The organism is Mangrovibacillus sp. Mu-81 (assembly GCF_036867415.1).
Lineage (GTDB): Bacteria > Bacillota > Bacilli > Bacillales > Bacillaceae_B > Rossellomorea.
Window position 1 is genome coordinate 1 of record NZ_JBAJHU010000016.1, and the last position, 12026, is coordinate 12026.

Annotated in this window: 12 protein-coding genes; 4 read left to right on the forward strand and 8 right to left on the reverse strand. The window is 44.7% G+C overall.

Features of this window, described 5'->3' with window-relative positions; all coding sequences use genetic code 11:
• Positions 1-458: 458 nt before the first annotated feature.
• The 6 genes from V6B33_RS20185 to V6B33_RS20210 form a co-directional block, all read right to left on the reverse strand.
• On the reverse strand, positions 459-791 hold the full coding sequence (locus V6B33_RS20185; RefSeq protein ID WP_334219455.1) for a DUF779 domain-containing protein: 333 nt from the start codon (positions 789-791) through the stop codon (positions 459-461).
• Between the two features lies 1 nt (position 792).
• On the reverse strand, positions 793-2313 hold the full coding sequence (gene adh / locus V6B33_RS20190) for an aldehyde dehydrogenase (protein ID WP_334219456.1): 1521 nt from the start codon (positions 2311-2313) through the stop codon (positions 793-795).
• A 190-nt stretch (positions 2314-2503) separates the two neighbouring features.
• The gene (gene yugI / locus V6B33_RS20195) at positions 2504-2911 is read right to left on the reverse strand and encodes a S1 domain-containing post-transcriptional regulator GSP13 (RefSeq protein WP_334219457.1); all 408 of its coding nucleotides are present in this window, start codon (positions 2909-2911) and stop codon (positions 2504-2506) included.
• Positions 2912-3106: 195 nt separating this feature from the next.
• Complete coding sequence (locus V6B33_RS20200) at positions 3107-4387, reverse strand: hypothetical protein (RefSeq protein ID WP_334219458.1); 1281 nt, start codon at positions 4385-4387, stop codon at positions 3107-3109.
• On the reverse strand, positions 4380-4937 hold the full coding sequence (locus tag V6B33_RS20205) for an RNA polymerase sigma factor (RefSeq protein ID WP_334219459.1): 558 nt from the start codon (positions 4935-4937) through the stop codon (positions 4380-4382). The genes V6B33_RS20200 and V6B33_RS20205 overlap by 8 nt, the downstream gene beginning before the upstream one ends.
• Positions 4938-5109: 172 nt before the next feature.
• Positions 5110-5406, reverse strand: a complete 297-nt coding sequence (locus V6B33_RS20210) for a spore morphogenesis/germination protein YwcE (RefSeq protein ID WP_334219460.1) — start codon at positions 5404-5406, stop codon at positions 5110-5112.
• 328 nt (positions 5407-5734) lie between these two features.
• Between V6B33_RS20210 and V6B33_RS20215 the strand changes: the two genes are divergently transcribed.
• Together V6B33_RS20215 and V6B33_RS20220 are read left to right on the forward strand one after the other, a co-directional pair.
• Complete coding sequence (locus V6B33_RS20215) at positions 5735-7063, forward strand: sodium-dependent transporter (RefSeq protein WP_334219461.1); 1329 nt, start codon at positions 5735-5737, stop codon at positions 7061-7063.
• Positions 7064-7200: 137 nt separating this feature from the next.
• Positions 7201-7560: a helix-turn-helix domain-containing protein gene (locus V6B33_RS20220; protein ID WP_334219462.1), complete on the forward strand. Its 360-nt coding sequence runs from the start codon at positions 7201-7203 to the stop codon at positions 7558-7560.
• 349 nt (positions 7561-7909) lie between these two features.
• Here the strand turns inward: V6B33_RS20220 and V6B33_RS20225 are convergent, their stop codons facing one another.
• Positions 7910-9079 (reverse strand): aminotransferase, encoded by a 1170-nt coding sequence (locus V6B33_RS20225; RefSeq protein ID WP_334219463.1) that lies wholly within the window; start codon positions 9077-9079, stop codon positions 7910-7912.
• On the reverse strand, positions 9076-9576 hold the full coding sequence (locus V6B33_RS20230) for an Lrp/AsnC family transcriptional regulator (RefSeq protein ID WP_334219464.1): 501 nt from the start codon (positions 9574-9576) through the stop codon (positions 9076-9078). Before V6B33_RS20230 ends, V6B33_RS20225 begins: the two co-directional genes overlap by 4 nt.
• A 149-nt stretch (positions 9577-9725) precedes the next feature.
• On the opposite strand from V6B33_RS20230, the gene V6B33_RS20235 reads away from it, so the two are divergent.
• Together V6B33_RS20235 and V6B33_RS20240 are read left to right on the forward strand one after the other, a co-directional pair.
• Positions 9726-10628 (forward strand): alpha/beta fold hydrolase, encoded by a 903-nt coding sequence (locus tag V6B33_RS20235; RefSeq protein WP_334219465.1) that lies wholly within the window; start codon positions 9726-9728, stop codon positions 10626-10628.
• Positions 10629-10842: 214 nt separating this feature from the next.
• A complete protein-coding gene (locus V6B33_RS20240; RefSeq protein ID WP_334219466.1) occupies positions 10843-12006 on the forward strand; it encodes a MalY/PatB family protein in 1164 nt (387 codons plus the stop codon).
• Positions 12007-12026 lie beyond the last annotated feature (20 nt).

Genomic DNA, 12026 nt, shown 5'->3' on the forward strand with positions numbered 1-12026 from the left:
AGTTTCTCCCCTTATTTTAGCAGCTTATTTTCTGGATATTCTTGTAGATTTGAAAATCGCTGACCAGTGCTTATCTTGGGATAAAAAAAGTGAGGCTGGTACAAAACAAGAAACAACTTCCTAAAGGCGAACATTATCAGTGATGACCACTGAATACCGCTAATGATTGCCGTGCAAGACTTCGCTTTCCGCGGAGCCTCCTTGTCGCAATGCGCTCCTGCGGGGTCTAACATTGGCCACTTCTCCCGCAGGAGTCTGCGTCTTGTACTCCAATCAACCGCTGGAACAAGCTGATATGAACAACGATCTTTTAACAGAGTCTATTAAAAAATCCGAACTAATTCGTATTCTAATCAAAGAATTTGAATTAAAGTTCGGACTTTTATCGGCTAGAACACGTTTGTCCCAGCCTGATTAATGTTTGTTTGTATATTCTTTAAGGTAACTAAACTAGTAATCTAAGACTTTATCAATTCAGAATCCGTAATGAACCTCAAGCCTTCGGTGGATTCTAAAGAGAATACGCCTCCTCTTCCGGGTTTCACATCCAAGATGATTTTGAAATGCTTCCAATACTCATACTGCTGTGAGTTCATATAGAAAGGACAATCGGCTGCAGTGCCCACTAACACATCGCTGTCGCCTATGATCAAATCATCCTGGCTCAAACACATCGGGGAACTTCCATCACAACATCCTCCTGATTGATGAAAAAGCAGGGGGCCGTGCTTACCCTTAAGCTTTTCGATCAATTGAAGGGCTTGTTCTGTCGCCTCCAGTCGGTTTTCCATTTTAGAAGAATCCTAACTTCTTAGGGCTGTAGCTCACTAATAAGTTCTTCGTCTGTTGATAGTGCGTCAGCATCATTTTATGATTTTCACGACCGATACCGGACATTTTGTAGCCGCCGAATGCTGCATGTGCAGGATATTGGTGGTAGCAGTTTGTCCATACGCGTCCTGCCTGGATTTCTCTTCCGAAACGGTATGCAGTATTCATATCGCGTGTCCAGACACCGGCTCCAAGACCGTATAATGTGTCATTGGCAATTTCAAGTGCTTCTTCCTTCGTTTTGAACGTGGTCACTGAAACAACCGGTCCAAAGATTTCTTCCTGGAAGATACGCATGCTGTTGTCGCCTTTAAATACAGTCGGCTTCACATAGAATCCTGTTTCATGGTCGCCGTCCAATTTATTCTGCTCTCCGCCGATGAGGCATTCCGCCCCTTCTTGTTTACCGATTTCGATATATGAAAGAATCTTATCCAGCTGCTCTTCGGAAGCCTGGGCTCCAAGCATTGTTTCCGAATCAAGCGGATTGCCCTGCTTTATTTGTTTTACGCGTTCAATCGCTCTTTCCATGAACTTGTCATAGATTGATTCCTGAATCAGCGCTCTTGAAGGGCATGTACATACTTCCCCTTGGTTAAGGGCGAACATCACGAAGCCTTCCACCGCTTTATCAAGGAAATCATCGTCTTCATTCATGATATCCTCAAAGAAGATATTCGGTGATTTCCCGCCAAGTTCAAGTGTCACCGGGATGATGTTCTGAGAAGCATATTGCATAATCAGGCGTCCTGTCGTCGTTTCCCCGGTGAAGGCCACTTTTCCAATGCGCTTGCTTTGTGCAAGCGGCTTACCTGCTTCTACTCCGAAACCTTGGATGACATTCAGCACTCCTTTTGGAAGCAGATCCTGTATCAATTCCACCAGGACCATAATGGACGCAGGTGTTTGTTCGGCAGGTTTCAGGATTACACAGTTTCCGGCAGCAAGTGCAGGGGCAAGTTTCCAAGTTGCCATTAAAATAGGGAAGTTCCAAGGGATGATCTGTCCCACTACCCCGATTGGTTCGTGGAAGTGATAAGATACTGTATCTTGATCAAGTTCCCCGACAGAACCTTCTTGAGCCCTGATACAGCCGGCAAAATAACGGAAGTGATCAATCGCTAACGGCAAGTCTGCCGCCAAAGTTTCACGTACAGGTTTTCCATTATCCCATGTTTCAGCTACTGCAAGCATCTCCAGGTTTTCTTCAATGCGGTCTGCTATTTTATTTAAAATGGATGACCTTTCTGCCACTGATGTTTTTCCCCAGGCATCTTTTGCGGCGTGTGCAGCATCCAGTGCCTTTTCGACATCCGCTTCAGTCGAACGGGCGATTTTCGTGAAAACTTTTCCAGTTACAGGCGTTACATTTTCAAAGTACTCACCATTTGCCGGCGGCACAAATTCCCCGCCGATGTAGTTGTCATACTTGTCCTTGAATTGAACCAGTGAACCTTCTGTATTCGGATTATTATAAAGCATTGAAGTCCCTCCCGATTGTATGTATACCTATATTTATAAAGCGCTTTCATTCCTCATTATATTCGAAAAAGGAGGTACGGACAAGTATATTGTTTAAAAATTCTATATTTTTTGTCAAATAATAGGGAACCTCATGGCTTCATAAATAAAAAGCCGCCCCATCTGCCTGATGGGACGGCTTTTTATGTTATTATTTCTTAATTAGATCTTCACGCTCAGATTGCTCGATCCACTCTTCAAGCTTGTCTTTAAGTGTGTTGAAGCCAGCTGGAGTCGTTTCTTCAGCTGCCGGTTTCACACTTCCTTGACGGCGGGCTTTTTTCGCTGCTGCAGGCTTTGCTTGTGGTGCAGGAGCTTCTTCTGTAGCACGGATTGAAAGGCTGATTTTACCAGCTGCTTCGTCCACTGATAATACTTTTACCTTTACTTCGTCTCCTACTGAAAGGTGCTCACTGACGTCTTTAACAAAGCCGTGTGTGATTTCAGAGATATGAACAAGTCCTTGTGTTTCTTCGTCTAATGCAACAAACGCTCCGTATGGCTGGATGCCTGTAACTTTACCTGTTACAACAGATCCTGATTCGAATTTTGTAGTCATGGTAACACTCCTAGTATATATATTATTTTTCTCTTTTACACGCAATTTTAGATTATACCATAGTTTTTGGGTTTCGGCAAAAAGGAATTGTGCAGGAGTGTAAATCCGTCATGCCCGCACGTCTAAAATTACGTATCACACTAGTTATGTTTCCCTATTTATCTTTTTATTAAAACATTTCCCACTTGTTGAATATCAATGGTTCTCATACATCTTTTCAACTTCTGATGAAATGATGGCCGGGGTATGCTGGATCCAGCGCTCAGGTTTCACATCGTTTGATTTCTGCAGTTCTTCCAGTATTTTCATTATACTTTCTGCGGTCTTATATGAAGAATAGTTCTCAGCAACATACTCATACGCATCACGCACCTCCGGTTTCAGCCTTCCGTCCTCATGAAAGATCTTCTGGTTGACCCCGCCATTCACATAGTGTTGATATAAAAGTTCATAGGTGTGTATCATTTCATCCCTGAATCCCGAGTCTTCCGGCAGATCCTTCAACATATCTTCCAGAAGCATTAGCCGGTCCCCCGCTTCTTTCCAGCCTGTAGTAAATTCTCCAGCTTTCAGGACAGGAGACTGTTTAATGTGCATATATGAAACATATACTTCCGGAAGGGCATTGCGGGAAATCATATTCACATACTCAATATCGATGGATGTTTCGAGCCTGTCTCCCCTTTTATTGTAGGTGAGTTTTACCGCATTGAGGGTAATGCCGTCCAGCATGGTTCTGAATTCAGCGGGATAATGTTGAAGTGCATTCAGGCTTTTCATATTGATTTCACCACCTTCAATATGAGGCTTCCACCACTCTTTATATTGCTGCAGCTTTTCTTCATAAAGCGGGAGCAATCCACTCTGTTTTTCCAAAAAATCTTCTGTCCAAACTTCCGCTTCCTTCATTGTGATTCCATCTTTAAGGGTGCCAATCATCATATCAGGGGTCCTTAATGATTCCTCCATCCATTCTTTCCCGTTGTTCACCCACTCAAGTTTCTGTTCAAGGGGATATTTTCGTTTAGGAATGGTTTCTATATATAATAATTGTTCCCGGGCTTCCTTATTAAGAGGGGTTCCGCTGAAGGTTGACTCATTCATACCAAGGCGCGCCATTGCTTGTTTTTTGCGCAGTTCATAGAGTGCTTTTGCGTCCTCTATCTCTTCATCGAGCTCTTTGCTTGTTTCATTGTTGTATCCTGCCGGTGGTGACTGCGTTCCTGATTGACCAGGTTCCCCCTGACTGCCGCTGTCCAGCGTCAATTGCAGTGCAAGCACCGTTCCAATCAGGAGGACGCCGATGAAGCTGGCAGCATAAGGCCAGTGAATGAGCGGGCGGGATCGTTTCTTCCTGGAGGGGGACTGCTCTTTTCTTATTGCAGATATGATGGCATGTGCATCAGTCTGCGCCGGCAATTTTTTATACGAACGATCTAGTAATTCCAGCCTTTTTTCTAACATTTTATCATCCATTGATGGTTCCCTCCCTTTTCTCCGCTTCCTCGAGCAGTTTTTTCAACAGGCTTTTGCCTCTCAGCAGCCGGGTCTTAATCGTAGACAAATTGACTGACAGGATATCTGCAATCTCTTCGTATTTTTTTTCATGAAAATAATAGAGGATGATCGGGGCTCTATATTTTTCATCAAGCTCCTGGAGACATTCGTGCAGAATCCGATCCTCTTCTTCTCTCAGAACACGCACATGAGGTGCTGTCGATGCTTCCCACGTTTCGTTCATCACCTTCTCCACCCTCTTGCTGTGCTGACTCTCTTTACGTTTAAAGTCCCTCGATACATTTAACGTTATTTTATACAGCCAGGTTGTGAATTTCGCATGGGTGAAACCGTCGAGGAACCGGTACACCCTTATAAAAACTTCCTGACTGATATCAGGAATATCGTCCATGTGGTTCCCAATCTGGAAAGCAAAGCGTTCCACAATCGGGGCATGGTCGCGGATCAGTTTACTGTAAGCAGAAAGATCACCTTGTTTTGCTTTATCTATGAGATGAAATTCGTCCACTCTTGTGTACTCCCCCCTCAATTATGATTCTTCATATCTATGTAACGCAGCACCAATCGCTTTAGTTTCGTAAAAATGGTATTTATTCATTAAATTGGTTGCCTGTATACTATCATTGGAAAATGATTTACGGCGTGAAGGCAAAAAAAATAAATCCCCGGTCGATGGGGATTTATTTCTCAGTGTTATACTTGCGCATTTCCATCATTTTCTTTCGGTGTTTCTTCAAATATGGAGCCGCGTAAAGCCAAAATGCAGCCAAATGTGCAAAGGCAAAGTTGAAGACAAATAAACTCCAGAATGTCACATGTCCCCATCCGCCCATTTCCGGCACTGCAATGTAATAAATGAAGATCGCCCATAAAGCTAATAGAAACGGAATATGGAGCAAAGCCCATTTTCTGTGTTCAATCCATAAGAATAACGGGGTGGCGGTGGCAACGAATAAATATACCATGAACATATCCATTATTGATCCCTCCTGGTTTAAGCGCTTTCAATTTTGACTAATTAATGTCGAATTCGTGTCTGATTTGTGAACATTTCGTTACCATTAGTATACTACACTTTGCTAACTTTTCCAGCCCGTTTTTAAATAAACAGGAATTTTTTCATGATACGAACGTTTTCACCCATACTATAGGAAGAAGGTATCGTAAATAATTTGAAAAATGACTGTATTCGTTACATTTACAACCATTTTTAATATATATTGAAAATTTAAATATCAGGTGTACACGGCATGAAAAACATAGTAGTATGGAAAAATCATTTTGTTTTTTGAAAGGAGCAGCGTAATGGCAAAGAAACAACAGTGGTCTTCGAAATTAGGATTCATTCTCGCAGCAGCCGGCTCTGCCATCGGCCTGGGTGCAATTTGGAAATTTCCTTATATGGCAGGAGCGAACGGCGGAGGAGTCTTCTTTCTGCTTTTCATCATCTTTACGATTTTGATTGGCACACCGATCTTGCTTGCCGAGTTCGTCATCGGCAGAAGAGCCGGAACTGATGCGGTGACTTCATATAAAAAACTCGCACCAGGATCTGCCTGGCACTTAATCGGTTACCTTGGCACGATCGTTTCGTTTATCATCCTGTCTTTTTACAGTGTTGTAGGGGGCTGGATTTTATCTTATCTTGCGAGAAGCTTTACAGGATCTCTTTCAGGCATGACCCAGGAACAATACGGTTCACTATTTGAAAACATCATTTCCAGTCCTTGGGAAACCTTGATCACACAATCGTTATTCATCTTACTTACCGTATTGGTCGTCCAAGGCGGGATTCAAAAAGGGATAGAGCGCGCGAGCCGTTATATGATGCCGTCTTTATTTATATTATTTCTTATTTTAGTGGCACGCTCACTTACCCTTGAAGGTGCGATGGAAGGTGTACGGTTCCTGCTGGTTCCGGATTGGAGCTATCTCACAGGAGAAACAGCATTGCTTGCGCTTGGACAAGCATTTTTCTCCTTAACGGTCGGACTGTCAGTCATGGTGACGTATGCTTCCTATCTTTCAAAAGAGGACAGCATGCCCCGCTCTGCAATTTCGGTTTCCGGACTGAATATTTTGATTTCCCTGCTCGCCGGGTTGGTCATTTTCCCTTCAGTCTATGCATTGGGATTCCAGCCAGACCAGGGACCGGGGATCGCCTTTGTCGTACTGCCTGCAGTTTTTAATGAAATAGCTTTCGGGGGTATTTTCCTGACCGTATTCCTGATACTGCTGTTATTCGCGACGCTGACATCTGCATTCTCGATCCTTGAGATCGGAGTCGCCGCACTGACCAAGGGAAATCAAAAGAAGAGGCTTCCTTATACATGGTTAATGGGGATCCTTGTATTCATCGCGGGAATCCCAAGTGCCCTTTCTTTCGGGGTATTCAGCGACTTCACCATACTCGGACGGAATTTCTTTGACTTTGCAGACTTTATCACAAGCAGCTTCGGGCTGCCGATAGGTGCTTTGTTCATAAGCATATTTGTTTCCTACCGATTGAAGCGCGAGGACGTATGGAACGAAATAAAGCAGGGATCTTCCACTTCAAGAGATCTCTTCAACGCCTGGATCATCCTTCTTCGTTATATCGTTCCGATTGCGATCATCTTCGTATTTCTGTCTTAGCATCGATGGCCCGTTCCGCTTTATCGTGGACGGGCCTTCAATTTTACCATTTTGTTCACGGTTGGACAGACTAATTATTTCCATTTAATGATACTATAATAGTAAGAAGTTAAGTGGACTATTGGGAGGGGTAGACGATGACATACTTTGGAAAGAATCTGAAGAGGTTTAGAGAAGATCGAAACATTTCTCAGCGTGAATTAGCACGGAAAGCCCGCTTAGGTACTAGTACTATTGAAAAATATGAAAGTAATGAGCAAATACCCGATACTCAAATCATTTTAAAGCTTTCAACCGTTCTTGATATCCCCGCTTCAGAGCTATTGGAGAGTGAAACGATCGCCCATCACCCTGCTGGGATCGACGGGGAAATTGAACAATTGATCAAAGAAATCGGTGTTAAACGAACGAAGCTGATCCTTCGCAAAGCCAAGGAATTCACCGAAGAAGATTTTCTCCGCGTCATGCAAATGTTGTATGAAATAAAATACGAATAAGAAAAGCGGAAGGGCTTTGCTCAGAGGCGGGTGGCATAAGACGAACCGGCCGAGAAGGCGCACGCTTTGCCTTTTTGGACGGTTTGATTTATGACATGTGCCTCTATGCCCTGGAGCTGGCCCATTCTCGAGGTAATTGAAAAATAATTTTTAAAAACTAAGTATATAAGTCTTCGAAACGGTTCATACTGATACTAAGCTTTCTAAGTATTCCCCCTTTTGTTTTCATTTGTTGGACGATAATTTTATCGTCCTATTTTTTTTGAAATCCCGCAGTTCCTACCAGATATTTCATAAATCCCACTAAAAAACCAGGCGCCAAAATGTCAGCACCTGGTCACACTTAACTTTAACTATGATTCTCAACAAATCTCTTCATCCGCTTCACAGCTTCCTGGAGTTGTTCCATTGAAGACGCGTACGAACAACGGATATGCCCTTCCCCGCCCTTACCGAACACATTGCCGGGAACGACAGCCACCTTTTCTTCCAACAGCAGCTTTTCTGCAAATTCCTCCGAGGAAAGTCTTGTTTTAGCAACCGACGGGAACGCATAAAAAGCCCCGCCAGGCAGATGGCACACAAGTCCCATCTCATTCAATGAATCCACAAAATAATGGCGGCGGTGACGGTAGCTGTGCTTCATTTCAAACACATCCCCCATCCCTTTATCCAGGGCTTCAACCGCTGCGTATTGAGCGGGGGTCGAGGCACACATCATCGCATACTGGTGAATCTTCAACAACGGCACTGCAATTTCCTCAGGGGCGCAGATGTACCCAAGCCGCCAGCCTGTCATCGCAAATCCTTTAGAAAACCCATTGATCACAATCGTACGGTTTCTCATCTCATCAAGAGAAGCGATCGAGACGTGTCCGCGGTCATAGGCCAGTTCAGAATAGATTTCATCTGAAAGCACGACCAGATCATGACGGCGGATGACCTCTGCAATCTCCTCCAGATTTTCTTGTTCCAACACGGTGCCCGTCGGATTATTGGGTGAGCATAATAGTACAGCTTTCGTCCGGCCGGTAATCGCATCTTCAAGTTCTTCAGCCGTCAGTTTGAAGCCATTCTCCGGTTTTGTTTCAACCGTCACGGGTGTCCCTCCTGCAAGCTGCACGAGCGGTACATATGAGACGAAACCTGGCTCGACAACCACCACTTCATCACCGGGATCGATGATTGCCCTCAGACTGATATCAAGTGCCTGACTCGCACCGACTGTCACGATGATTTCACTGTTTGGGTCATACCTCAAGTCATACCCGTCCCGCATATAGCGGGCAATTTTTTCACGGAGTTCAAATAGGCCGGCGTTGGCTGTGTAAGATGTGTTTCCCTGCTCCAATGAAAGGATTGCAGCTTCCCTCACTGTCCATGAAGTGACGAAGTCCGGTTCCCCCACCCCTAGTGAAATGACGCCTTCCATATTGGCAGCCAGATCAAAGAATTTTCGGATCCCGGATGGTTTCAGGTTCTCTACCGACTTCGCTACATAAGATGTCTTTGTAGTCATGGTGATACCACAATCCGTTTATCCTCATGAACATCACCGAAGATGGTGCCGTCATGCTTATATTTTTTAAGTTGAAAATGAGTGGTCGTGGACAGGACCGAATCAAGAGTCGAAAGTTTTTCAGATACAAAGTTCGCTACTTCATTCATGGATCTTCCTTCTACAGTCACCGACAGATCATAAGCCCCCGACATCAGGTACACGCTTTTCACTTCTTTATACCGGTAAATCCTGTGGGCGACCTCGTCGAATCCGACCCCTCGTTTTGGAGCCACCTTGACGTCGATCATAGCGGTGACACCTTCATGCCCCTCTACCTTCGACCAATCGACGATCGAACTGTATCGCACAAGGATATGATCTTTTTCAAGTCTGGTAAGAGCCGTTTCCACTTCTTCCGGTGTCACTTGAAGCATCTTCCCTAAGCTTTCTGATGAAATTCTCGCATCCTTCTGTAAAATCCTTAGTAAATCAAGCTCCAAATCGCTAAGCTGCATACTAACTCCTCCTCCATACCACTTAAATGGTTTCATTATATCAGAAGCTGAAAAAATAGAAAGGGGATACTTTGCGTTTTTCTTAAAGGTGTTAAATGGCCAAAAAAGGGTAAAATACGATAAACCATTCATGTGAGGAGTGAAGCATCATGCGGGGAAACGATTTTGCAAGAACTGCAACCGTCAATGGCGCCCGTGTGTATTACGAATATCACCAGCACCCCGAGGCGTCCAAAACCTTCGTTCTTTTGCACGGCTTTTTATCTTCATCCTTCAGCTTCAGGCGCTTAACTCCCCTTTTGAAAGAACAGTATAATGTCATATCGATCGACCTTCCACCGTTTGGGGGAAGCGACAAGACAAGCCGCTTCGTCTATTCCTATGAAAACCTGGCAACCACCGTCATCCAGCTGCTCGAACAGCTGGAAGTGAAGAATATCCATTTGACCGGACACTCGATGGGCGGACAGATTGCGCTGAACGTCATGAAAAAGGAACCTGCACTTGTCGAAAAGGCTGTGCTTCTATGCAGTTCAGGTTACCTTCCGAAGATGAGGTGGCCGGTCATGATGGCAAGCCGCATCCCTTTTTTCCATCTGTATGTCAAACTCTGGCTTACCCGTTCAGGCGTCAGGAAAAATCTTGAGAATGTCGTCCATAACAAGGAACTGATCGATGACGAGATGCTGTTCGGCTATTTGCGCCCATTCCTTGAGGATGACATCTTTAAAGCATTGACACGTATGATCCGGGACCGGGAAGGGGATTTATCGATTGCCGAGCTGAAGAATATCGAGACACCCTGCCTGCTTGTCTGGGGAGAGCACGACCGCGTCGTCCCGCTTTCGACGGGACACCGTCTGGCAAATGACCTCCCCATGTCCAGCCTGGTCGTTTTAGAGGAAACAGGTCATCTTGTACCGGAAGAAAGGCCGGACGAAGTGCTCCATCATATTCAACAGTTTGTTCATACTGAAGCGGATGAATTCTCAAAAAATGAACAGGCTCATTATAAAAAAGGTCTCTCCCCTTCGCTTCTGACTGAATCGTAGGGAGGCCATTTACATATGCTGTTCTTGATTGCTAGGAATACACTTATAAGGACTGATACTGAAAATAAACGATAAACAAATCATTTTCATCTTTTCAAATTCCATAATAAGATGAAGATAGCATAAAAATTCCATCGGAAGCATTGTGATTAACGGCAACGGCCGCTTTCGAGTTTCAGGCACCTATCATTTTTATAGAAAAGGGGTTAGAACGTTGAACGAATTCGAGAAAATAATCGACCGAATAGGGACATCTTCAGTGAAATGGGATATGACCAAAGCTGTTTTTGGTAAAGATGATGTACTTCCGATGTGGGTGGCGGATATGGACTTCCTCCCTCCTGTCGAAGTAACGGAAGCACTTAAGAACAGGCTTGACCACGGTATCTTCGGCTACACATTTGTCGGGGATGGACCTGCAGAAGCAATCAAAGAATGGGTATGGAAAAGGCATGGCTGGAAGATTCATAACAGTTGGCTACAGTACAGCCCGGGCGTAGTGCCGGCAATAGGGACGATCATACAGGCATTGACATCTCCAGGCGACAAAGTACTCGTCCAATCTCCAGTCTACACCCCGTTTTTCAGTATGACGGAGGAGAATGACCGCGTGATCGAGAATGCCCCGCTTACGTACAAAAACGGTCAATACAGCATTTCATTTGAAGACTTTGAACAGTCATTGCAAAAAGGTGTAAAGCTGTTTCTGCTATGCAATCCGCACAACCCAAGCGGACGCGTGTGGTCACGTGAGGAACTGACCAAAATGGCAGATCTCTGCAAAAAGTACGATGTCATCATCGTGTCAGATGAGATCCACTCTGACCTCGTCTATGAAACCCGCAAACATACGCCGGTCGCGGCAATCCATGAAAGCTATGCAGAAAGGACCATCACCTGCATCGCACCCAGCAAAACCTTCAATCTTGCCGGATTGCAGGCGTCAGCCATGATCACACCAAATAATGAATTACGCGATAAAATAGCCGCTGTCCACAAGAAACAAGGCTTTTTCACATTGAATACATTCGGCATAACAGGAATGGAAGCTGCCTATCGAAACGGTGAACGATGGCTTGAAAGCATCCTGGACTACTTAAAGGAAAATGTGAACATCACGAAATCCTTCATTGAAGAGAACCTGCCCCGGATTCATCTTGTCGAACCTGAAGGAACCTACCTTCTCTGGATTGACTGTCGTGAGTTGGGACTGTCGGATGACGAGCTCAAAGAACGGCTGTTGGAAAAAGGAAAGCTTGGCCTCGAACCCGGTCCAAAATACGGCAAGGGGGGCGAAGGATTTGTGAGGATGAATATCGCTTGTCCGCGGGAAATACTGTTGGATGGATTAGAAAGGTTGCGTAAAGCCTTGGGTTAAAAGCAGATAAGAGCAGGATG